Source organism: Collinsella tanakaei (assembly GCF_016900375.1).
Classification (GTDB): domain Bacteria; phylum Actinomycetota; class Coriobacteriia; order Coriobacteriales; family Coriobacteriaceae; genus Collinsella.
Genome location: NZ_JACJKB010000020.1, coordinates 1 through 23506, shown reverse-complemented (window position 1 = coordinate 23506; position 23506 = coordinate 1). Strand labels below are relative to the sequence as shown.

Genomic DNA, 23506 nt, shown 5'->3' with positions numbered 1-23506 from the left:
GCGCGCCCACCAGGGACGCGGTCACGACGGCAGCCACCTTCTTGGTGTGCTTCCTGTTGACGCAAGCTGTCATACGTCTTTCTCCTTCCGTGAGGAACAGATAATCGCCAGTTATCAGTACCATCAACAAAACCGCAGGTAGATGCCTATGTTTTTTGACCTTTGAAGCAACGTTTTTCCTTGTTTTACACGCTGAATAACTGTCAAAACGGACAGCTTTTCGACACCTGCCGGCCCTCCACGCCCAAGTGCCTTTCCTCCGGGGTAGGGCATATATGCCCTACCCATACCGCAACGGGCCGTATATCGCATTCTGTGGCGTCGCTTTTCGCTCGGTGCATCCCTACGCACCCGCTCGCACTTCGCGATTGTGGAATCGACTGCAATTCTTGTGTCCCGGCTGCCCGTGGGACGTACCGAAAGCGCTCTCTTTACTAAACTGAGGAACGATTGCAGCACCCGGTAAGGCCGCGCCTTGCCAAATGTGCTCCACGCACGGGTGCAGCCAATCGCCTTATTGATTGCCGGATTCTTCGTACCATGACGGCCGTTCACATGCCGGTGCCCAGCTCCTGTGCACCGCCGCCCGGCCTCATGGGGATTGTGGTGGATGATATGCCTTTGGCGACTGACGCTTCCGTTCAGCCCGCGCACGACGCGCCGGTGCATCCGCGCCGATTCACGGCGCTGGCGCTCGTCGTCATACTGCTTGCGCAGCTCGCCCTCTGCTCGTGGTTTGCCGTGAACAAAGAGGGCCTGTTCCAAGACGAATCGTATACGTACTTCCTCGCTAACGGAGACTGGCTCAATTCCATTCCGGAGGAGGGCGCTGTCTACACCGACGGCGAACCGTGGCACGACTGGGCGTCGGTCGACTCGTTTTTGGGTATCGACCCCGAGATGCTCTACAAAAACCAAGAGTCGGACAACCATCCGCCCCTGTACTACATCCTGTTCTCGCTGGCGTACTCGCTGTTCCCCGGCTCCGTCGATCCGGTGATCGGCGTTGCCCTCAACATCATCTTCGCCCTTATCACAACGGTCGAGCTGTACTTCCTCTGTCGGCTGCTCGACGTTCCCAAGCGCGCGTCCCTGCTGTTCTGCGCGCTTTGGGCGGTTAACCCGGGCATGGTCAACTGCATGCTCTACCTGCGCATGTACCAGCTGCTCGTCGTGTTCTTCCTCGCGGCGGCCATCGCGGCCTTCTCGTATATCAAATGCGAGCGGTTCAAGCCAGCAACGCTTTTGGCTGTCTTCTTGGCAACGGTGGGCGGCCTGCTGACCCAGTACTTCTTCCTCTTCTTCGGGTTCGCCCTGTACCTGTGCTGCGGCATCGCTCTGCTTCTGCGCAAGCGCATCGCACATGCCGCCGGCTTCGCGGCGGCCACGATCGGTGGTGTCGTTGCGGGCATCCTGCTCTTCCCGCCGAGCGTTGACCACCTGTTCTCCAGCTTCCGCGGGCAGGAGGCGCTCGAGCGCGCCGCCACGGGCGATTCCTTCTCGAGCTTTCTGGTGGAGGACTTCCGCCTGCTCAACTCCGGCGTGTTCGGCTACCTGTTCCCGGTGATCGTTGCCCTGGTCGCGCTGGTTGCCCTCATCGGGTTCCTGCGCGCCCGCCATGCGGCCGCTCCCGCGGGCAAGCATCTGCGCGCCACCGGCGCCGATGGCGGCACCTCCGAGTCCGATGTCTGGTGGAAGGGCATCGTCATCCTCGCGATCTCCTCGGCGTTCTACTACGTCGCCATTGCGCGCGTGGCCCCGTATCCCTCCATCCGCTACCTCATGCCCGTGAACGCCGTGCTGATGCTCTGGCCGTATGCGGCGCTGTATGCCGTGGTGCGCCGTGCGGCGCGTCGGCGCGAGGTCGTCGCCCTGGCGGCAACCTGTGTGGTGGGCATTATCGCCACCGTGAGCGGCTACAGCCAGGGGATCAAGTACTTCGATCAGCAGGACGACGCCGTCGCCGCGCTCGCGAGCGAGAACGACGCCATGGTCGCGCTGTGGCAGGACCCCATCCTGCAGGAGGCGATCTTTGCCGATGCGCTTTCCTACGACGAATCGGTGTACTTCAACACCATCGAGGCGTTCGAGGATTTCGACTTCACGACGCTGGGCTCGGACTTTACGCTCTACGTGCAGAATCTAATTGACCCAGATGTGTTTATTAGTCATCTGATGACGTATCCCGATGCAACTGTTACCTATGTAGGCCATAATGTAGACAGCAGTTATTTTGTGTATGATGTTCATATTAGCTGCGAGCTGTCCGCACGATGAAGGGACGCAGGGGAGAGGAGCTCTACCCGCGTTCCTTCTCTGCGTTATCGCGCACGTGCGTTAGAACATGACGGAGGCCGCCGGGCGATGTTCGCTCGGCGGCCTCCGTTGGTTTCTGCGATGGGGCGGTCTTGCTACAGGATGTCTGACTTCACGCAGTTGGTGACGATCTGCGCGACCTCGGCGCGCGTGCATACGCCGCGCGGGTCGAGCATGCGCGTGCCGTTGCTCTCGCGGCCGCTGATGATGCCGCGGTCAACAGCCCACACCATGCTGCTGCGCGCCCAGCTGTGCGTCAGGATGTTGTCGGGCAGCGCGTTGAACTTGGTGGCGTCGGCCGATGCGATGTCCTGGCCCGAAAGGCGGGCGATAACCACGGCGAGCTGCTCGCGAGTGAGCGCATCGCCCGCGCCGAAGCGGATGGAGGAGCCGTCGGCCTCGGTGTAGCCCCCGATGATGCCGTACTTGACCGCCCAGTTGACGGCGGCGGCGTAGTACTGGCTCTGGTCGACATCGAGCTGCGGGGCGGCTTCGGCAACGACCTCGCCATTGCCCATGTACTGATAGAGCAGCTGCGCCAGCTGCTCGCGGCGGAGCTCGTCGTTGGGGCCGAACTTCGTGCTGCCGTCGTAGCCCTTCATGATCTTGTTCTCGTATACGAACGAGATGGGGTCGTAGTACCAATCGCCCGGGTTGACGTCGGTAAAGGGCAGGGGAGTGGGCTCAGGGTCGGGTTCCGGCTCGGGCTCGGGCTCAGGTTCGGGCTTCGGATCGTCGGCCATGTGATCCTGCAGGTAGTCGAGGGCGGCGTCGGCGTCCAGCGCGCCGTGGCTGCCGTTAGCCTCCAGGCTGCTGTTGTCCACCGGTGTTGCCGTGTTGTACAGGGCCTCGATGATCTGCTCCGGCGTGGCATCGGGCTCGGCGGCGCACATGAGCGCGATGGTGCCCGCAACGATGGGCGACGCCTCTGAGCTGCCGCGCTGCGAGCGGTACTCGTTCGTGGCGGTGTTGCCCTGGGTATGGTAGGTCGACCAGATGTAGTTGCCCGGCGCGCTGATGTCCTTGGCGTCGTTGTAGTCGAAGCCTGCGATGTTCGTTCCGTCGGGCTCGAGGGCGGTCACCGACACGCACTCCTCGAAGTCACTTGGGAAGATGGGGTCGGTGCCCGGGGTGTCTTTGTCCTTGTCGGTGCCCTTGTTGCCTCCGGCGCACACGGTGATGACGTCGTGTTTATAGAGCATATCCTTGATGCGCTGGTGGAAGGCCTCGTCGTTTGCGGTGTCGCCATAGCCGCCAACGCTCATGTTGATGACGCGCAGGTCGGTGAGCTTGCCGGCTTCCATGAGTTCGAACAGGTAGTCGTAGGCCGAGATGAGGTAGTCGGAGTCGATGTACGCATCCTCGGTGCGCACGACCTTTACCGGCAGGATCTTGGCGTTGAGCGAAGCGCCCGCGAGGCCGATGCGGTTGTTGGCGCGGGCGGCGATGACGCCCGCCACGTTCGTACCGTGGCCGGCGCAGTCCTGGACCTCCGCCTCGGAGAGCGGCTCGTCGGCGACGACGTCGTAGGCAAGGTCCGTGAGGACGTTGTCCTTGAGGTCCTCGTGGTCGAGCAGCACGCCGGAGTCGAGCACCGCCACGGTGACGGAGCTGCTGTCGTTGGCGTCGCTCCAGGCGTCGATGAGGTTCGCGTTGTACGCCCAGTACTGGTTGCGGCTCTCGCGGTAGCTCGAGCGCGCGGTGAACTCGTCGTTCACGGGCAGGGTGGCGAGTGTCGAGATGCCGCCCTGGGCGCCGTTGGCACTCGGGGCGGGCGCCTCCTCGGATTCGATCAGGTGGTAGACGTAGTTGTACTGGACATCCGCCACGCCCTCGAGCTTCTGCGCTTCGGCGAGCGCCTGAGCGTCGGACTGGCCGTCTGCCGGTTGGGCGGTCAGCAGAACGGTGTCGTTGCTGCCCGTGTGGGCGTTTTCGATATCGATGCCCGCGGCGGCGAGGCCCCGGGCGATCTCGGAATCGGCAAGGAGGCCGATTCCGTCGTCGGCGCTGCGCGCCTGCAGCTCAAGTGAGGAGCTGGTGTCGAGCGTGATGATGATGCCGTTGGTCTCGGACTCTTTCGGCTGCGAGCTCTGGGCAAAAGCAGGCGTGGCGGCAAGCCCCGCCGCCACCGCCAGCGGCACCGCCGCGCGCAACATATAGCTAAGGCGATTCATACAGCACCTTTCTGCAGGTGGATTGGATTCGGCGCGCTCTTGCGGAATCGGCTGGAAGCCCTTCGTGTCGCAGCACGCGCCATACTGCAGTATTGTACAGCGCCTGCTCGGATTTACCTTCCTACTGGATTCCGCGGGGCGCTCGCGGGCGTACAATTTGCTGTGAAACGGGACGCATTTCTGCGCCTCCGGGAACATCAACTCGATAGGGAGGGTGAAGGAATGCAAGCTTTTTTCTCGCGCATGGGGAAGCGCATGGCGCGCTGCTTGGTTCTGGCGGCGGCGATCGCAACGCTCCTGCCTGCTGCCGCGTTTGCAACGGCTGATAACGGGTGGGTGACCCAACCCAATGGCGAGCGCTACTGGTACGACAACGGCGTCATGGCTCGCTCCAAAGAGGTGTACGATCCGCAAAGCGGCCAGTGGTACTGGTTCGACGCCGATGGAACCATGGCTCACGACAAGGACGTCTACCTGCCCGCCGGCGACAAGTGGGTTCGTTACGATTCCCAGGGTCATATGGTCAAAGGCGAGGACTATCGCTACGGTGGCTGGTATTGGTTCGATATGACGACCGGCGCCATGACCAAGGGCTTCGTATGCATTCCTGTCAGCGGTGGCGGAAGCAAATGGGTCTTCTACGACTACATTAACGGCCAGATGGCCCATGGCGAGCGCTATATTGATGACTCTCATGGAGATCAGCCGGGCTGGATGTATTTCGACGACTATACCGGCGCGGTCATCTACGGCTGGAAAGATCTGCCCGGCAAGCGCGTGTTTTACGATCGCACGACCGGCAGGATGGTCTACGGCTGGCAGAACATCGACGGACAGTCTTATTACTTCGATACCAACACCGGTGCCCTGACGACGCCTCCGGAGTCCTCGGGCGGTTCGTCTGGCGGGGAGTCTTCCGACCAGAATCATTCCACGACGGTCTACGTAACCTATCCCAACGGCACGAAATATCACCGGGCGGGCTGCTCGACGCTGAAGCGGAGCGATCCCGTTGCGATTTCTCTGGCCGATGCCCTTGCGCAGGGCTTTACCGCCTGTAAGGTCTGCAAGCCTTAAGTTGTGAGTGAACCTCTCATCCATTTCGACCGGCCGCCCCTTCGCCAGATCCGCGAAGGGGCGGCCGCATTATTTGACCCCAGGCGAGACCGCTGTTTCTCTCTCTAAAGATGGCCTTTTGGGCCTGTTAGAGAGAGAAACAGCGGTCTCGCCTGGGGTCAGTAATTTCCGCGCACCCCCTCTGCCCTCCATCATCCCCACGCCCCATCCGCCTGCGCGGTTTTCTTGGCACGCGGCGCGTCCATGCGTGGACCGAGCGCGTCTGGATACAATAGAGCGGAATGCAATCGATCGCTCCGTGCGCGGCCCGCCGGGCCCACGCGCGATGGAGGCGAAAGGATCTTCATGGCTCACGAGACCAAGACATGGCGCTGCGGCAAGTACGAGCTCAAGTTCGACCGTCCTCGCATCATGGGCGTGCTGAACGTCACGCCCGACTCCTTTAGCGATGGCGACGAGGGCAACCTCGACGTCGACGCCGCCGTTGCACGCGGCGTGGCGATGCTCGACGCCGGAGCGGACATCATCGACGTGGGCGGCGAGTCCACGCGCCCGGGCTTCACGCCGGTCACGCCGGACGAGGAGGCCAAGCGCGTGCTGCCGGTCATCCGCGCGCTCGCCCAGCGCGGCGCCATCGTGTCGGTGGACACCCGCCATGTGGAGGTCGCCAAGGCCGCGGTGCGCGTGGGCGCGTCCATCATCAACGACGTCACGGGCTTCACCGACCCCAAGATGGTCGAGTTCGTGAAGAGCACCAAGTGCGGCGTGATCATCGCCCATGCGGGCGACCTCGCCGAGCCGGCGCGCACGCATAAGGAGGTCCAGCTCGACACCTCCGCCGCCGCATTCGTGGCCGAAAAGGCCCGCGCTGCGGCTGCAGCTGCTGCCGCTGTCGAATCCGGCGCGTCCGCGACCAAGAAGCGCGGCCGCGGCGCGGGCGCCATGCGTCTCATGGGCGGGCTCATCCAGCCCCAGCTCCCCTTTGCCGACATTCCCAACGGCTCCGCCGCCGCGGACAACGATCAGAAGACCGCCCCCGCGGATGCCAGCAGCGACACCGCCGCAAAGGCCGAGACCCCCGAAACCGCCGCCGTCGAGGTCCCTGCCACCCAGAACGACCAGCTCGCGGTCCTGATGGCCCGCGAAGCCCGCCGCGAGGAGGGCTACGTGAGTACCTCTCAGCTGCGCCGCTTCACCCTGCCCGATTCCGCCCCCATCATGCGCCGCGTCATGGGCTTTTTGTCCGATCAGGCGCGCGCCCTCATCCACGCGGGCGTCGCGCGCGAGCGCATCTGCATCGATCCGGGTGCGGGCTTCGGCAAGGGCACGAACGAGGACATCATCATCCAGCGCGAGACCGCCAAGATGGCGTCGCTCGGCTATCCCCTCATGTGCGCCGTGTCGCGCAAGCGCTTCGTGGGCGCCGTCTCCGGCGTCACCGAGGCGGCCGACCGCGACGCCGCCACCTTCGGCGTGTGCCTGGGCGCCATCCAGAACGGCGCCAATATCGTGCGCGTGCACGACGTCGCCGGGTTCGCGCAGTTCCTGAACGGCTACTGGGCCGTCGCGCGCCCCCAGCCGCGCCGCGCATTCGTGGCGCTCGGCAGCAACCTGGGCAGCCGCCTGGACAACATCCGCGCCGCGCGCGACCTCATCGCCGAGATCCCGCTCACCTGCGTGTCCAACTGCTCGCGCATCTACGAGAGCGAACCCGCCTACGAGGAGCGCCAGGAGCCGTTTGCCAACGCGGTCATCGAGATCCGTACCGAGCTCGCGCCGCTCGTGCTGCTCGACGAGCTCATGAAGGTCGAGGACTGTCTCGGCCGAAATCGCACCAAGAGCGCCCGCCCCAACGGCCCGCGCACGCTTGACTGCGACCTGCTGTGGATGGAAGGCGAGGTCCACGGTGGCGATAAGCTGCGCCTGCCGCACCCCAAGCTGGGCGAGCGCGATTTCGTGCTCATTCCGCTCGAGGATCTCATGCACGATCCGGCGCGCTTCTTCCGCTACGAGGGCGTGGACGTGAAGGAGCCCGAGGACCGCGTGGGCCACGTGACCGGTCCGCTGGGGGTGCTGTAGATGGCAGACGCTATGCAGGGCGCCGCGGCGCCGATCGAGCAGCGCGACGAGGTCGCATCTACCAACGACGTGGCGATCGACGCCGCCTACGAGGGCGCGCCGCACGGCTGGGCGGTGAGCGCCGGCCGTCAGACCGCCGGTCGCGGGCGCCGCGGGCACGTGTGGGCCTCGCCCGACGGCAGCCTGTACCTGTCGGTCGTGCTGCGCCCGAACGTCCCCATGCAAAACATCATCGCCTTGCCCGCGGTGTGCGCCATGGGCGCCATGGACGCCCTGCACGAGCTCGGGCTCGTCGGGCGCGTGGGCATCAAGTGGCCGAACGACATCGTCGCGCGCGTCGACGGTACCGGTGCCGCTGCGTTCGACCACAAGCTCGCGGGCATCCTCGCCGAGGCGCGCGCCGGTTCCGACGGACCGTTTGCCGTGGTGGGCATGGGCGTGAACGTGCGCCCGGTGCAGATCGAGAGCGCGCGTGCGTCCGAGAGCGACGGGGTCGCCGCCGGTCCCGCCCCGCTGACGCCCGTCTCCCTGGCTGAGCTGCTCGAGGGCAGAGGAGAGGTGCCCGAGCTTTCCGACCTTGCCCGCCTGCTGCGCGATGCCGTGGTGGCGCGCGTGGACGCGTGGGCCGAGACCGTTCGCAGCGGCGGCGCGAAGGCCGGCCCGCTCGCGCCGATTCTGTCCGAGTATTTCGACATGGTGCCCATGCTGGGCCATCAGGTGGCCGTGCTCTCGCCGACGGGCTACCTCATGAACACGGGCGTGTTCGCCGGTCTCGACATGTGGGGCCGCGCGATCGTCAAGACGCGCACGGGCGAGCAGGCCTATCCGTCCGAGGCGGTCAGCCTGCGCGCGCTGTAGGGGCGCCGGGGCGCATGGCGCAGCCGGCCCGCGCGTGGCATGCCCCAAAGGGCGCCGTGCGCGGGCCGGCTTTGCTGTTTAGAGGATGCGGGCGGTCGGCGGGTGATGCGCGGCTCGCTACCGCTCCGTCATACGGCGGCTGATCTCGCAGATGCCGCGCAGGGTGAGCAGCGGGTCCACGACGTCGAAGGCGTCGGTGGCGGTGGCGACGGTGCTCGCCAGGCCTCCCGTTGCGATGACCACGGCGTCGGGCGCCTGCAGCTCCGCCTTGATGCGGGCAACCAGGCCCTCCGCCATGCAGGCGGTGCCGGCGATGATGCCGTTTTGGACCGCCTCGATCGTGTTGGTGCCGATGATGTGGTCCGGCGCCTCCATCGGCACGCTCGCCAGCTGCGCGGCGCGCGCCACGAGCGCGTCCATGGAGATGCGGACGCCCGGGGCGATGGTACCGCCGATGTAGCTGCCGCCCGCGTCGACGACGTCGATGTTCGTGGCGGTGCCGAAGTCGACCACGATGGCCGGGGCGCCGTAGAACGCCGCGGCGCCGGTAGCGTTGGCGATGCGGTCCGCGCCGACCTCCATGGGGTTGTCGGCTTTGACGGAGGTGACGGCCGCCGTATCGCGCCCGATGGCCAGAAACGCGCTGTTCAGCTGGCGCGCGACGCCTTCCCACTCGCGCGTGAGCTGGGGGACCACGCCGGCGAACGCGATGGCGTCAACGCAGCCGAGGTCGAGGTCGTACATGCGGAAGTAGCCCTGCAGGCGCACGTTGATCTCGTCTTTGGTGAAGGTGCGGTCGGTGGGCATGCGCCAGGAGTGGACGAGCTCGTCGCCATCGAACAGACCGAGCGCCGTCTGGGTGTTGCCCATATCAACTGCAAGAACCATATGCCGTCCAATCTCAGGGTCGTAGCGCCCTTGGCGCCTCCCGGCTACGTCCCCAATGAGGCCTGGCCTCATTGGGGACGTAGCCGGGAGAGGCCAAGTTGCCGCGCGGCGGGGCGCGAAACGGGACATCGGGTGCACACTGCGGGATGTGCGCAGCTATTCCATGCGCCCATTGTATACTTGACCGATGGCTCAATGCCGTATCGAACAGCATTCGACTTCCTGCTTGGAGTAGGTATGAACAAAAAGGCAAAGCGCCGCCTCGTTGTCGTGGGCGGCATCGTGGTGATCGCCATGCTCGTGATCGTCGCTATCGCCGGCAGCGGCGGCGCGGCGTCGTCGCTTTCCATCGGCGACGTGCTCGGCGGCGGCTACGAGGGCAAGAAGGTCCAGGTGTCCGGCGCCGTGGTCGCCGACTCGCTCACGAGCGAGGGCTCGACCGCCGTGTTCGCCATCGCCCCCGAGGAGGGCGACGCCTCCCAGGAGCTCACCGTGAGCTACGACGGCGCGCTGCCGGCGACCTTCGGCACCGGTGTGGTCGCCATCTGCACCGGCACGGTGACCGACGGCGTCCTGAACGCCACCGAGATGGTCACCAAGTGCCCGTCCAAGTACGAGAGCGCCGAGGGCTCGCTGACCGTCAAGGGCCTGCTCGACCAGGGCGATGCCATGGTCGGCAAGGACACGAAGATCTGCGGCTACGTGCGCGGAGATATCCAGGCGGTCGACGCCGACTACCGCTTCGAGGTCGAGTCGCAGGGCGCCACGCTCAAGGTGCTCTACGACGGCGGCCTCGACGAGAACATCGCCGACGGTACCGCGGTGGTGATCTCGGGCGCCCTCAACGCCGACGGCACCTTTACCGCGAGCGAGCAGCCGGCCATCGACGAGGCCGTGACCGAGTAACCGAATGAACGCGCGCCCGCCCGACCCGCGGGCGCCTCGCGAACCCGCCCGACCAGGGCGGGTTCTTGGATGAAGGGGAGTCTCCTGCATGATGTCTACCGTGGGAAACGCGCTGCAGATCCTGGCGCTCGTCGTGGCCCTCGTGGCGGCGGCCTGCCTTGTCGCGGGCGTCAAGCGCCGCCGCGAGAGCCTGGTCAACCTGGGCTACGTGCTCGTGTTCGCCAACGCCCTGCTGCTCACCTGCTGCATCGCCCTTATATTAGTGTGTCTGCTGACCGAGAACTACAGCCTGGCCTACGTCGTCTCGAACTTCCCCAACACCGATAGCGCGCTCAAGCCGCTCTACCAGGTGTCGGCCGTGTGGGCCGGCCGCCAGGGCTCGCTTTTGCTGTGGACCTGGCTCATCTCGCTGTACGCCGCCGTGGTGGCTTGGCGCCGCATGCGCACGACCGACGACCTGTCGTCGGTGGCCCTCGGCGTCACCGAGGTCATCTGCGCGCTCTTTACCGCCACGCTGGTGCTCTCCGAGTCCAACAACCCCTTCATGCCGACGGCCGCCGAGTACCTCAACGCCGACGGCACGCTCGTGAGTCCCGTGGGCGGCATGAACCCGCTGCTCATGCACTGGGCCATGATCCTGCATCCGCCGGCGACCTTCATCGGCTACGCCGGCGCCACGCTGCCGTTCACCTACGCCATGGCGGCGCTTATCTGCGGCGACCTCTCCTCGCGTTGGGTCGAGCTCGCCGACCGCCTGGCAATCTTCGCGTTCATCTTCCTCACCATCGGCATGGCGCTCGGCGCCGTGTGGGCCTACGTGGTCCTGGGCTGGGGCGGCTTCTGGGCTTGGGACGCCGTGGAGAATGCGAGCCTGTTCAGCTGGCTTACGAGCGTGGCCATGATCCACAGCTTCACGATGTACCGCAAGCACGGCTGCTTCAAGAAGTGGAGCATGTTCGCCGCGACGCTCACGTTCATCTTCGTGGTGCTCGGCACGTTCATCACCCGCTCGGGCCTCGTGCAGTCGGTGCACGCGTTTGCCGAGGACCCGGTGTCCACGTACTTCTTCCTGGGCATCATGGTGCTTGCGGGCCTGTCGTTTTTGATCGGCCTCATGTACCGCCACGGCTCCTACGAGGATGACGACGAGATCGAGTCGATGCTCTCCAAGAACGGCTCGTACTACCTGACGAACATCGTGATGGTGGTTGCCGCCATCCTGTGCGCCTACCTGACGGTGTCGAGCTCGCTGCCGAGCGTGCTGCCCTTGGGCGGCCAGGTGATCGCCGCGGGCGCCTACAACGCGGTGGCGCGCCCGGTGGGTACGCTGTTCTGCCTGCTTATGGCCGTGTGCCCCATGCTGGGCTGGCGCCGCACCGACGGTGCCGCTTTCGCGCGCAACATGCGCGTGCCGGCGATTCTGGGCGCCATCGTCTTCTGCGCGCTCATGGCGCTGTTCGCCTTCAAGTTCGCACCGCTCTACGACCAGATCGTGGCCGACGGGGGAGACGCCGCCGCGGCGCTCACCGAGCAGGGTCCCAAGGCGTACTACTTCGCGCTGACCGTGCTTGCGTTCTTGGCCGCCTCGCTGCTGTTCGCGAGCTCCGCCTATCTGCTGGCGCGCGGCGCCTCGGCCCGCATGCGCAACAAGGGCGAGAACCCCGTGACCGCCGTGTTCAACCTGTTCCGCCACTCGCCGGCGCAGGCGGGCGGCTATCTTACGCACTTGGGCGTCGCTATCGTGCTCGTGGGCCTCGTGGGTTCGTCGATGTACGTGCGCGAGGTTACGCTCAACGTGGATGCCGCCGAGGGCCAGACCGCGCAGGTCGGCGCCTACGAGCTCGTGTTCACCGGCACCTCGGAGTACGCCGACTCGTCCGACAACATGATCAAGCAGGTCGACCTCGACGTGCTCGATGCCGCGACCGGCGCCGCGCTGGGCCACATCTCGCCGTCGATGGAGGTGTCTGCCAGCAACACCGGCCAGCAGACGCTGCACGCGAGCGTGATGAGCTTCCCGCTCGAGGACCTGTTCGTGGCCTTCCAGGGCCTCAATGCCGACGGCTCGCTTTCCATCCATGTGAAGGTGAATCCGCTCATCATGCTCAACTGGATCGGCGCCGGCGTGGCGGTGCTGGGCATCGTGCTCGCGTTCGCGCCGCGCCGCGCGACGCCGCTGCTCGCGGCGGACGACCGCGCGCGCGAAGAGGGTGCCTCCCATGGCGCGTAGGCGGGTGGAGGATTCCGCTGCCGCCGGCGCTGACGTGCCTGCGCTGGCGGTCGAGGCGCACGACCTCATCAAGCAATTCGGCGGCCGCCGTGGCCTGGACGGTGTGGATCTCGCTGTGCCCTCGGGCGCCTTCCTGTCCATCTTCGGGCCCAACGGCGCGGGCAAGACCACGCTGCTGCGTATGCTTGCCCTGCTCTCACGTCCTACGCGGGGCAGCCTGCGGATCCTAGGCATTGACGCCCTCGAGGAGCCGGATGCGCTGCGCTCGCGCATCGGCCTCATCTCCCATAAGTCGATGCAGTACGGCGATCTGACCGCCCGCGAGAACCTCGAGTTCTTCAGCTCGCTCTACGAGGGCGAGCCCAATCGCGAGCTCATCGACGAGCTACTGCGCCTGGTGGAGCTCGACCACCGCGCCAACGACTGCGCGCGCACGTTCTCGCGCGGCATGCAGCAACGCCTGTCCATCGCCCGCGCGCTCGTGATGGATCCCGACCTCGTGCTGCTCGACGAGCCGTATTCCGGCTTGGACCCGCACGCCGCCGAGCTGTTCGACGAGCTCATCGGCCGCGTGCGCGACGGGCGCACGTTCATCATGGTCAGCCACGACCTCGAGAAGGGCTACGAGATGTGCACCCACGCGCTTATCCTGGCGCGCGGCAAGGTGGTGGTGTGCGCCGAGAAGGCTCAGATCGACGCCGCGGCGTTCAAGGACCTGTACCTGGCGACCGTCGGAATGAGGGTGGCATAGATGGCGCGCACCGGACGGCCTTCGGCCTTCGCGCAGTATCGCGCGCTGCTCATGAAGGACATTCGGCAGGAGCTGCGCACACGCGAGATGCTCACCTCCATGGTGGTGTACGCCCTGCTGGTGCTGACCATCTACGGCGCCGCGCTTGCACAGGTGGGCGACGACCTGCAGGTGCTGTCGTTTGCCGGCGGCCTGCTGTGGGCGCTCATCGTGTTCACGAGCCTGCTCGGCCTCAATCGCAGCTTCTCGCACGAGACTGAGTCCGGCTGCTTGGAGGGCATCCTGCTTGCGCCGATCGACCGCGCGGTGGTGTTCTTAGCCAAGGCGACTTCCAACCTGCTGTTTTTGGCCGTAGTCGAGCTCATCGTGCTGCCGCTGTTCTTTCTGTTCTTCCTGTCGGGGGCGCAGCTTGCCGCCACGACGCCCATGATCGCGCTGCCGCTTGTGGTGGGTACGATCGGCGTTGCCGGTGTGGGCACCCTGCTTTCGACCATGACCATCGACACGCGTGGGCGCGATGTGCTGCTGGCCATCCTGTTCATCCCCGTGATCTTTCCGCTGCTGTACGCGTGCGTGTCGGCGACGACCGTGGCGTTTCTGGGCGTGGAGGGCACGTTCGGTTCGTTTTGGACGTCGTGCGGCATCGCCGCGGCCTACGACGTGATCATGATCGCCGCCGCCTGGGGCCTCTACGAGTTCGTGGTCGACGCGTAGCGCCCTCGGGAGGGATTTTCGCGGCATTATCGGCTCATTTCTTGCCCGCACGCGAAATCAGTTCAGATATGCGTAAGCGCACTGTTTTAGTAGGTAGACTGTCTTGGCCGGACCGTCCGCAATGGCCGATTTAAAAACGGCCATTGCGGACAAATGAGCCGGTTGGAACCTCGTTCAAGCTGGAATTAGTCCCAAAATCGCAGCCTACCTTCGCAGTAGGTAACGCATATCTGAACCAACTTTCTGACGCTCAGCTTTTTTCCGTTCGTTGCGGGCGAATCCGCTACTATAGAGCCGTTATGTTCAGGCAAGATAACTTCATCGCAAGGAGGATGCCGTTGAGCAGCGTTGTTTCTAACAGCTCGCCTTCACGGCGGAACGGCAGGACGCGCCTGTTGCCCATCATGCTCGTACTGGGTGCCGTGCTTACCGCCATCGATGTCGTGTGGACCTTCACGCTGGCCCCGCTCGTGCAGGGCGCGCAGCTGTCCGAGCCCGTCGTCATCGGCGGTGCGCAGGTGACCACCAAGCTCCTGCTTTCTCAGAAGATCTTCTATCTGCACGTACCGGTTGCCGTAGCCTCATTTGCCGTCATGGCGCTTGCGGCGTTTTTCGCGCTCCGTTTTCTTATGACCAAGGACCGCTCCTACGATGTCCGCTCCAAGACCGCGATGGAGGTCACCCTGGTGTTCATCGTGGCGACGATGATCTCGGGCGACCTGTGGACGCGCTTCGAATGGGGCGTCTGGTGGGTGTGGGAGCCGCGCCTGACCACGTACTTCATCCTGATGCTGCTGGTAATCGGCTACTTTATCCTGCGCAACGCCATCGACGATCCCGAGCGCCGCGCGCGCTTCTGCGCCGTGTTCGGCATCGTGGCGTTCGTGGACGCGCCTATCTCGTTTTTGGTTACGCGCCTGGTGCCCAGCTCCATCCATCCGGTTGTGTTCCGCACCGACAGCGGCCTTCCGCCCATGATGCTCATTCCGTTTTTGCTCGGCCTGTTCGGCATGTTGATGATCGCCTTCGTGCTGTACTGTACCGCCCAGCGCATCAACGCCGACGCGCTCGAGGTCGAGGAGCTCAAGCAGCAACTCGAGGAGCAGGACGCCCAGGCGACTCGTGCCGCCGCGGACGACGCCCTGGAGCGCCTGCGCAAACGCGGGGCCTCCGTTTCCGCTGCAAGCGCGCCCGCCCATGATGAACATGCGACCCAGAACCAGGAGGGTTAACCCATGGATCCGATTCTTTCCGAGGTCTATTCGACCGTTCTTCCTGCTGCGCCCTTCGTTATCGCGGCGTACGTCGGCATCTGGCTCGCGCTGATGGTCTACGTGCTCGTGCTGTCGCGTCGCGCCAAGCACACGAGCGACGACATCGAGGCCCTGCGCGAGGCGCTCGAGCGCCGCGAGAGCAAGCGCGACCTGTAGACGATTCGGTCCGTCCCCCTGCAATGTGATGGCAATGTGAAGTCTTGCATCCCGTCTAACATATTCCTTGCAACGGAGGGGTCCGGTTCGTATTATATTTTCTTGCGCTGAGGCGCAACCAGACATTGCGGGGTGGAGCAGTCTGGTAGCTCGCCGGGCTCATAACCCGGAGGTCGTAGGTTCAAATCCTGCCCCCGCGACCAAGAATTTTAAGCAGCTCAGTTGGTATTTAACCTCTGGGCTGTTTTTCTTTATGTACATTCCCGCCATAGAGGTCGCGACGAATTTGCGAAGAACAGTTGAGACGGGCGGTTGCTGCGATAGATCGTTCGTTTCGTAATCGGCTGTCTTCGTGGCGCTCCTGTACATCGCGTTTGGAGTAAGAAAAGCGGCCAATACGGACGCTATAGGTTTCTGAGTGGATGAGGACCTACAGACGGTATTCTTTATAGGTATTGGTAATGACGACGGGGGGGGGGGTAACAGATGGCACAGACAACGCGGGCCGAAGTGCAGCGACTTGTTGACAAGGCGCTCAAGCTTGGCGATGCTGAGCTTGCCGCCGATATTCGTGCGTTTGCGAAGCAACGCGAGTTCGGCCTCGTGTTCGAACATAACCGCCCTGAGCGCATGCGCCTTTACGGTAAGCCCGTTTCCGTTGGCGATATCGTGCAAGTCATGGCTCCGCGTGGCGAGGGCGAAACTGACGAGAACAACGCCTGCTGGAAGGTCGAGGAGATGGTGGATGGCACCGCAAGGCTCGGCGGCGTCGAGGCGTCCTGCGAAACCCGCGAAGCCGAGATTGAAGACCTCGTGGCGGTTGCAGAGTATGACGAGCCCATTTATGCGGGGCTTCGCGAGACAGGGCGCATTGAACGGGGCGGGAATAAACCTTATCAAATTGTTATCAACGGAGAGAATTATCACGTGCTCGAAACCCTGCTCTTCTGCTGTGCGGGTAGGGTGGACTGTATTTACATCGACCCGCCATACAACACTCGTGACAATGATTGGAAGTACAATAACGATTATGTGAATAGCGGAGACCAGTATCAGCATTCTAAGTGGCTCGCTATGATGGAGCGTCGTCTGAAATTGGCCAAACAGCTGCTCAACCCCAAGGACTCAGTGCTAATTGTCACGATTGACGAGAAAGAGTATCTACGCCTTGGCATGTTGCTGGAGCAAGTGTTCACTGGTGCAAAGTGCCAAATGATTAGCAGCTTGATCAATCCTTCTGGAACGGCTCGCGGTAACGAATTTTATAGAACCGATGAATACATCTATGTTGTGAGGTTCGGAGCTGCTCATCCCGAACCCTTGCAGCTTGGCAGCGAATGGATAACAGCAAAGAAGAAGAGCACAAAACAGAAGCTTCAATGGCGGACGTTGCGCCGACGTGGCTCACATGATTTACGCACCGAGCGAGAGCATTCGTTTTTTCCAATGTATTTGAGCGCTGACGGCACAAAAATAGTTGGTCCTGGTGAGGAAGTGCCCCTGTCGCAAAGCAGGGATGAAATTACGCCTCCAGAAGGACAGATCATTGTCTGGCCCTTGAAGCCTGATGGGACTGAGGGGCGCTGGCAGGTTGGCCCCAATACAATTAGGAAATTGATGGCCAAGGGCTACATTAAGATTGGCGACAGCAATAAATGGGGGCCAGTCTTGTCGTATCTCGCTGCTGGCGAGCAGAAAAAAGTGGAGTCGGGGCTTTATCAGATAGTCGGCCATGCCGAAGATGGTTCAATTATCACTGATGACACTGATGAGGACAAGAGCTTTATTCCCGGTACTCAGTGGCGGATTTCGTCGCATAACGCCAGAGAATATGGATCATCCTTGGTTGGTGCACTCCTGCCAAAACGAGTGTTTCCATATCCGAAATCGTTATATGCCGTCGAAGACTCAATTCGCTTCTTTGTTGCCAGCAAGCCAGATGCCCTTATCGTTGATTTTTTCGCGGGTTCGGGGACCACTGCGCACGCGGTTATGCGTCTGAATCACCAAGATGGCGGTCGTCGACGTTGCATTTGTGTGACAAATAACGAGATTTCAGCTGAAGAAGAGAAGAGGCTTACAAAGGAGGGGCGCCGCCACGGCGATCCTGAGTGGGAGCGCCTTGGAATCTGCGAGTATGTTACAAAGCCTCGCATCAAGGCCGCCATTACTGGTCTCACTCCTGACGATGAGCCCATCAAGGGTGATTACAAGTTCGTCGATGAATTCCCCATGGCGGACGGACTCGAGGAGAATGCGGTCTTCTATGATCTCACCTATGAAAATCCTCGCTTGATCGAGTTTGGTGAATCGTTCGAGGCTATAGCGCCGCTTCTTTGGCTTCGCGCCGGTGCTCGCGGACGTTGCGTTGAACACGAATGCAAGGGATTTAAGGTTTCAGATTGTTATGCGGTGCTCTTCACTTATGCCTATGCGAACGAGTTTGTGGAGGAAGTCACTTCGAATCCAAATATCAAGTGCGCTTACGTCGTGACGGACGATGAGGGGCGCTTCGCGAACGTGGCGGCCCAGCTTCCCGGCCGTGACGTCGTTCGGCTGTATGAGTCCTATCTGCAGTCATTCAAGATCGCAGCGGAAGGAGCGGTGAGCTGATGCGGGTAGAGCTCAAAGATTTTCAAACTAATGCGGTGTGCGCGCTTTTGGACCGTCTCGAGCAGATGCGGACCATGTATCGAGCATTGAGCGAAAGCCGCACTTCTGTCTGTCTTGCCGCTCCTACTGGAAGCGGCAAGACTGTAATGTGCTCTGCCATCATTGAAGCGTTGTTCTTCGGTAGTGACGAGCTGGGTGTGCTTCCCGATGAGCGCGCCGTGGTCATCTGGCTTTCAGATTCGCCGAGTCTGAACGATCAGACGAGGTCGCGTTTCGTCGACGCTTCCGACAGACTTGCTCAATGGTCTGGCGATGAAAGGCATCTTGAGACGGTGACGAACAACTTCTGCGCGTCACACGAAGAGCTTGAGTGCCGTCATGTTTACTTCCTTAGCAAAGACCTGCTGGGAAGGAACGGGTTGCTTAACAAGGGCGGTGAACTCAATGCGGGCCGCGTTTTCTGGGACGTACTCGATCGGACCATCAAGGATCCTGAGCGCAATGTTTACGTGTTTATCGACGAAGCGCATCGTGGCCTTGGGCTAAATTCATCTGGCCGAGATAACTCAAAGACCATCTACTCTAACCTTATCGATGGCCTTGACGGGCGTGCCTCCGCGCCCATGGTTGTCGGCGTCTCTGCGACGCCGCAGCGCTTCGAGCAGGCCATGCAGGGGCGTCGCGAGCGCATTCAGATGCCGCCCGTTCAGGTGACGCCCCAGCAGGTGCAGGAGTCGGGACTCCTCAAGGATACCGTCGAGCTGCGTGTTCCCGAGGAGGACGAGTCCGTCGACCACCAGTATCTCACCATGGCATGCGAGCGCTTCCGCGAGGCCTGCGAACGCTGGGATGCATACTGCGCGGAGGAGGACGAGCCGAGGGTTAACCCTTTGCTTATCGTCCAAGTGCGCGACAAGATTGACAAGGACGGGGTTAAGGAGCTCTGTGACCAGGTCATGAGCCACGTTCCCGGGCTCAATCCCGCCGTCTCGTTCGCCAACGTCTTCGGTGAGCACCAGTCGTTCGCTTGCGGAAAATACCAGGTCCGCTATTTTCCCCCAGAGCAGATACAGCGTGAGACGCCGGTGCGCGTGCTATTCGCGAAGGAGGCCGTTTCGAATGGTTGGGACTGCCCTCGTGCTGAGGTTATCTTCTCAGAACGCCGGCGCTCGGAACCAACCTACATAGCCCAGCTTATCGGGCGTATGGTTCGCACGCCGCTCGCGCGTCGCGTCGAGGCGGACGAGTTCCTGAACTCGGTCGCCTGCTATCTGCCACGCTTCAACCCCGCCGCGACGCACGACGTGGTCGATTACCTTACGGGCAAGAAGGATGACATCGGCGGCTCTGCCGTTCAAGATGTCGTCGTGACGCCCGTGCGTGTCGTCTCTGCGAAGCCCCGGGCACAGGAGGACTACGATCTCGAGATGGCCGCCTACGAAGCGAACCGCAGGGCGATTGCTGAGTGGCGGAAACGGGAGTCGGGCTACCAGCCGGCTCTCGACGAAGCCGCTCAGGAGGCCGTATTCGAGGCGCCCTCCGAGAAAGACGCCGGTCAGAGCGCTGTCGAGCACGTTTCGTCGGGTGTTTCGTCCGCTGTGGGCGCACCCGACGAGCTTGCCGCCGACAGCCTGAACGCGCCCGCGTCGACCGGCATGCCTGCCGACAGGCCGTCCCCTATGCGTCCTCCCGCGAGGCTCACCGCCCGCGACCAGTCCTTCACCAAGGAGGTGTTCGAGGAGATCGAGCGTGCGTTCTTCTCCATCCCGGTTAGGCGTATTCCGAAGAAGGCCCGCAACCAGTTCAAGAGCTTGCTCGACACCGCGACGCTGCTCGTGGACGCCAAGTGGGACCGAGACGCGCCCGATACAGTAAATGAGCGATTCTCCAAGAGGCTTGCCTTCGAGATTTCCGATAAATCCGATGCGTACCTGCCCATCAAACATGATGTCGAGATGACAAACACCCACACTGTCATCCTTGACATGCTGCACGACAATGAAGTGATTGAAAAATCCGAGGAGGTCGTCACCGACGACGAGGGTATCGCATCCGCGGCGCGCGAGGCGGACCCTCGGTTCGGTGGTAAGGAGCTCACCAACGCGTTCCGAAAGCGGATGTTCAAGAACGGCGTCCCCGAGCGCGAGGTAAACCTCATGCTCGCTTCCGCCGTCCGCGTGCCCGACATCATGGCCAGCATGGAGGCGTGGGCGGCGGGACTCCAACAGAACTATATCGACAAGGTCGCGCCGATGCGCGACATGGCGCCTGAGCGCATCCGACAGCGGTTCGACGAGATCGAGCAGGTTACGACGGGCAGCCGCATTAGGAGGATGGAATGGCCGAACGAGCTTACGCTCGACGGCGACTGGCCGAGCTATCCGAAGCACATCCTGCAGGACGAGACGGGCATGTGCCCGCTCAAGTTGAACGACACCGAGAGGTACGTCGTCCTCAAGGAGCTCGACCGGCCTTACACCGTGGCGTTCTACCGCAACCCGTCGAACTACTCGCCATCGGTGTTCTCCATACCTTATGTAATGCCATCCGGTCGCATGTCGCTGCGTCCGGACTTCATCTTCTTTGTGCGCAGCGAGGAGGATGGAAAGCTCTACCCGTCCATCGTCGACCCGCACGGAGCCCATCTCAGCGACACGATTCCGAAGCTGAGGGGCTACGTGGAGTATCTCCGGGAGTTCCCGGGAGTGTTCAAACAGGTGCTCGCGGTAAGCGATTTCCCGAAGCGCAAGGAGTATCGGGCGCTGAACCTGCTGCGCCCCGACGTCCAAGACGCGATCGTGGCTTTTCAGGACGTCGCGGCTGAGGCTCTCTTCCTTGATGGGGGCCTGTCGTTCAAGTATGGCGACATTGGCTGAGTTCACCATATGAAAAGCGAGGCGGGCCCTGTCTGAATGACAGGGCCCGCCGATTTTAGACAGAGATGCCCTTGCAAACTTTCTCTCCGCTGAGTACTGCACTTAGTTAGTACCGGCGTTCTACAAGAGCGGTACCGCCCCTCTACGAAAGGCGGTACCGGCTTTCCACTATACGGATACCGAAGTCAGTCCCAGTATCCCTTTTCCATCTCCGCCTTGAGGCCGGCGGTGTACTCCCGCATGTTCGGCCCCTTGATGTCGAGGACCCTGGCGTGCTCCACGGCGCGGTTCAGTATCGAGTCGGCGCACAGCTCTGAGTTGATCCTCAGGTACCACTGGTCGGGCTCGAGCTGCGAGGCGAACATCGTCGAGCCGCGGCCTTCGCGCGACTCCAATATCTCGAAGAGGTCGACCGCGTTGAGCGGGTTCTCGATCGGCGTCGTGAAGAAGTCGTCGAGGATGAGCAGGTCCGGTTTCGAGAACCGGTCGAGCGCGTCGTAGACCCGTCCCTCTCCTCTCGCCACGTTGATCTCGCGGAACATATCGTTGAGTCTCGCGTAGCGCACAGACATGAGGTTCCGGCATGCCGCGACGCCCAGCGCCTGCGCGATGTAGCTCTTGCCGCCCCCGCCCGCTCTCGGATATGATCACGAGGTTCTCGCGCGCCTCGACCCACGCGCAGGATGCGAGCCTGGCGATCCGGTCGCGCGTCAGGTTGCGGTCGGGCAGGTAGTAGATGTCCTCGACGCATGCGCCCTTGATCTTGAAGCGGGCCGCCCTCACCGCCTTGTCGATCTTCCTGCTGTCGCGGGCCTCGAGCTCGGCGTCGATGCGCGCCCCGATCTTGTCCTCGAAGGTCATGTCGTCGAACGCCTCGTCCTCGCAGATCTCGCGCAGCTTGCGGCCGAAGGCGCCCACGCGCCATCTCGTGAACAGGGCGAAGTCCTCCTCACTGAGCATCCGCGCCACCCCGCCTCCTGCTATAGATTTCGCCCTATTCTATTGACAAATAATAGGTAATATATTACCTTATTAAAGGTAATATATTACCTATGGAGGATAGAATGAATATTAAAGAAGTAATCAACAGTGGCAAAGTTGACTTTACAGGGATTGAACAATCCTATTTTTTGCTTGGTTTACTGAGTGCCTTTGATAATAGATTTCAAGCAGTCGCAGATGGTACGATGCAAGAGATCAGCTGGAAGCAGTTTTTTGCAATTATCTGTATCAATATGTGTAAAGAGAAGCCAACTATCAAGGAGCTTGCGGAGATCATGGGAAGCTCTCACCAGAATGTAAAACAGATTTTATTGAAGCTTAAAAAGAAAGGATTTGTTGATATTACTGCGGACGAAAGCGATAAGAGAAAGCAGCGTATTGAGCTTACCGATTATTGCAGAGCGTTTTGCGCAAAAAATGATGAAATGACCATGAAAATCATGAAGAAAATGTTTGACGATGTGTCAGAGGAACAGCTGCAAACAACCATACAGACCATTATACAAATCGGAGATAACTTACAGGAGATTCAGGGACATGAGTAAAGGTATTATTTTATTTCAATCGAAATATGGCGCAACAAAAAAGTATGCGGACTGGTTAGCCGAAATGACCGGGTATGATTGTGCTGAAACAAAAAACGCAAATGCTGTGGATCTGAAACCCTATGATGTGATCCTGCTGGGTGGCGGTGTTTACGCTTCCGGCATTGCAGGATTCCAATTTATTAAGAAGAATATAGGTCAGTTAGCAGATAAAAAGATCGCTGTGTTTGCAGTAGGTGCTTCTCCATACGATGAGAAGGCAATCTTGCAAATGAGAGACCTGCATTTCAAAAACGAACTTCGTAGTATACCGCTATTCTATTGCAGAGGGGCTTGGGATGAAGAAACAATGAAATTTACGGACAGAGCGCTTTGTAAGATGCTCCAGAAAGCAGTTGCAAAACAAAATCCAGATGAATATGAGCCCTGGCAAAAAGCATTGATGTGTGCAGTGGGGCAAAAATGTGATTGGACGGATCAATCCTATTTAGAACCGTTGCTGAAGCAAATTGAAAAATGGAGATAGAAAGATTTATATGAAGAAGGTACTCTTCGCCGCGCTTCCCACGGCCGTCGGCGAAGAGGCCCGATACCTCGGCGTCGGTCATCGACTCCAGCCTCTCCGGGCCGATCCGCTCCTGCGCCATCTTGGCCGCGCACTTCGCGACCGTCGCCTTGCTGCACCTCAGGGCGCGGGCGGCCTCGTTCCAGCTCACCCTGAGTATTTGCCCCTTTTGATACCGCCCAATATCGCGACTTGATACCGGCGGCATCGCGAGCCGATACCGCCGGCGTTTCCCATCGGTACCGGTCGGCGCGCCCTACTCCGATCCGGCCCCCAGCTTCCTCCTCATGTTCATCTCGCCCATGCCGACCCAGGCGGCTCCGTGGACGATGCGGTCCATGATGGCGTCGGCGTGCACCCCGCCGCCGAGCCTGGCGTGCCAGTCCTTCTGGCGGAACTGGGTGCAGAAGACGGTGGACGCCGTGCCGTAGCGGGCCTCCATGAGCTCGAGCAGGAAGCCCCGGAAGAGCTCGTCGGGGCGG

17 protein-coding genes, 1 tRNA gene and 2 pseudogenes are annotated in these 23506 nt (G+C 61.9%); 15 read left to right on the top strand and 5 right to left on the bottom strand.

The features are described from left to right. The first annotated feature begins 621 nt into the window (after positions 1-621). Positions 622-2277 (top strand): glycosyltransferase family 39 protein, encoded by a 1656-nt coding sequence (locus tag H6A16_RS09920; RefSeq protein ID WP_204618732.1) that lies wholly within the window; start codon positions 622-624, stop codon positions 2275-2277. Between the two features lie 134 nt (positions 2278-2411). Here the strand turns inward: H6A16_RS09920 and H6A16_RS09915 are convergent, their stop codons facing one another. After that, positions 2412-4490 carry a S8 family peptidase gene (locus H6A16_RS09915; protein WP_204618730.1) on the bottom strand — a complete coding sequence of 693 codons (2079 nt, stop codon included), beginning with the start codon at positions 4488-4490 and terminating at the stop codon, positions 2412-2414. A 222-nt stretch (positions 4491-4712) separates the two neighbouring features. On the opposite strand from H6A16_RS09915, the gene H6A16_RS09910 reads away from it, so the two are divergent. From H6A16_RS09910 to H6A16_RS09900, 3 genes are all read left to right on the top strand, one after another. Beyond that, the gene (locus tag H6A16_RS09910; RefSeq protein WP_204618728.1) at positions 4713-5567 is read left to right on the top strand and encodes an N-acetylmuramoyl-L-alanine amidase family protein; all 855 of its coding nucleotides are present in this window, start codon (positions 4713-4715) and stop codon (positions 5565-5567) included. A 345-nt stretch (positions 5568-5912) separates the two neighbouring features. Continuing rightward, a complete protein-coding gene (folK, locus tag H6A16_RS09905; RefSeq protein WP_204618726.1) occupies positions 5913-7646 on the top strand; it encodes a 2-amino-4-hydroxy-6-hydroxymethyldihydropteridine diphosphokinase in 1734 nt (577 codons plus the stop codon). Continuing rightward, positions 7647-8504 carry a biotin--[acetyl-CoA-carboxylase] ligase gene (locus H6A16_RS09900; protein ID WP_204618724.1) on the top strand — a complete coding sequence of 286 codons (858 nt, stop codon included), beginning with the start codon at positions 7647-7649 and terminating at the stop codon, positions 8502-8504. Between the two features lie 117 nt (positions 8505-8621). Here the strand turns inward: H6A16_RS09900 and H6A16_RS09895 are convergent, their stop codons facing one another. Then, the gene (locus tag H6A16_RS09895) at positions 8622-9392 is read right to left on the bottom strand and encodes a type III pantothenate kinase (protein WP_204618722.1); all 771 of its coding nucleotides are present in this window, start codon (positions 9390-9392) and stop codon (positions 8622-8624) included. 237 nt (positions 9393-9629) lie between these two features. Between H6A16_RS09895 and H6A16_RS09890 the strand changes: the two genes are divergently transcribed. The 9 genes from H6A16_RS09890 (at position 9630) to H6A16_RS09850 (ending at position 20912) form a co-directional block, all read left to right on the top strand. After that, positions 9630-10298 carry a cytochrome c maturation protein CcmE gene (locus tag H6A16_RS09890; RefSeq protein WP_204618719.1) on the top strand — a complete coding sequence of 223 codons (669 nt, stop codon included), beginning with the start codon at positions 9630-9632 and terminating at the stop codon, positions 10296-10298. A gap of 88 nt (positions 10299-10386) precedes the next feature. Next, the gene (locus H6A16_RS09885; protein ID WP_204618717.1) at positions 10387-12528 is read left to right on the top strand and encodes a heme lyase CcmF/NrfE family subunit; all 2142 of its coding nucleotides are present in this window, start codon (positions 10387-10389) and stop codon (positions 12526-12528) included. Further along, entirely contained in the window at positions 12518-13279 is a 762-nt protein-coding gene (locus tag H6A16_RS09880; protein ID WP_204618715.1) for an ABC transporter ATP-binding protein, read from the top strand. The genes H6A16_RS09885 and H6A16_RS09880 overlap by 11 nt, the downstream gene beginning before the upstream one ends. Beyond that, positions 13280-13993 carry a heme exporter protein CcmB gene (locus tag H6A16_RS09875; protein WP_204618713.1) on the top strand — a complete coding sequence of 238 codons (714 nt, stop codon included), beginning with the start codon at positions 13280-13282 and terminating at the stop codon, positions 13991-13993. A 404-nt stretch (positions 13994-14397) separates the two neighbouring features. Next, on the top strand, positions 14398-15225 hold the full coding sequence (locus H6A16_RS09870; RefSeq protein ID WP_239458329.1) for a cytochrome c biogenesis protein: 828 nt from the start codon (positions 14398-14400) through the stop codon (positions 15223-15225). A 3-nt stretch (positions 15226-15228) separates the two neighbouring features. Continuing rightward, complete coding sequence (locus H6A16_RS09865; RefSeq protein WP_204618711.1) at positions 15229-15423, top strand: hypothetical protein; 195 nt, start codon at positions 15229-15231, stop codon at positions 15421-15423. A 126-nt stretch (positions 15424-15549) separates the two neighbouring features. Beyond that, positions 15550-15626: transfer RNA gene (locus H6A16_RS09860), tRNA-Met, on the top strand. Between the two features lie 283 nt (positions 15627-15909). After that, entirely contained in the window at positions 15910-18036 is a 2127-nt protein-coding gene (locus tag H6A16_RS09855) for a site-specific DNA-methyltransferase (RefSeq protein WP_204618709.1), read from the top strand. Continuing rightward, complete coding sequence (locus H6A16_RS09850; RefSeq protein ID WP_204618707.1) at positions 18036-20912, top strand: DEAD/DEAH box helicase; 2877 nt, start codon at positions 18036-18038, stop codon at positions 20910-20912. Before H6A16_RS09855 ends, H6A16_RS09850 begins: the two co-directional genes overlap by 1 nt. Before the next feature lie 185 nt (positions 20913-21097). On the opposite strand, the pseudogene H6A16_RS10935 reads toward H6A16_RS09850, so the two are convergent. After that, positions 21098-21529, bottom strand: a pseudogene (locus H6A16_RS10935) (ATP-binding protein); the annotation flags it as partial. A gap of 28 nt (positions 21530-21557) precedes the next feature. Further along, positions 21558-21872, bottom strand: a pseudogene (locus H6A16_RS11075) (ATP-binding protein); the annotation flags it as partial. A 92-nt stretch (positions 21873-21964) separates the two neighbouring features. Between H6A16_RS11075 and H6A16_RS09840 the strand changes: the two are divergent. Beyond that, positions 21965-22459, top strand: a complete 495-nt coding sequence (locus H6A16_RS09840; RefSeq protein ID WP_204618702.1) for a MarR family winged helix-turn-helix transcriptional regulator — start codon at positions 21965-21967, stop codon at positions 22457-22459. Next, positions 22452-22985, top strand: a complete 534-nt coding sequence (locus H6A16_RS09835; protein WP_204618700.1) for a flavodoxin domain-containing protein — start codon at positions 22452-22454, stop codon at positions 22983-22985. The genes H6A16_RS09840 and H6A16_RS09835 overlap by 8 nt, the downstream gene beginning before the upstream one ends. Before the next feature lie 295 nt (positions 22986-23280). Here H6A16_RS09835 and H6A16_RS09830 read toward each other — a convergent pair. After that, positions 23281-23506, bottom strand: a 226-nt coding sequence (locus H6A16_RS09830; RefSeq protein WP_204615492.1) for an ATP-binding protein, incomplete at its 5' end; no start/stop codon positions are given.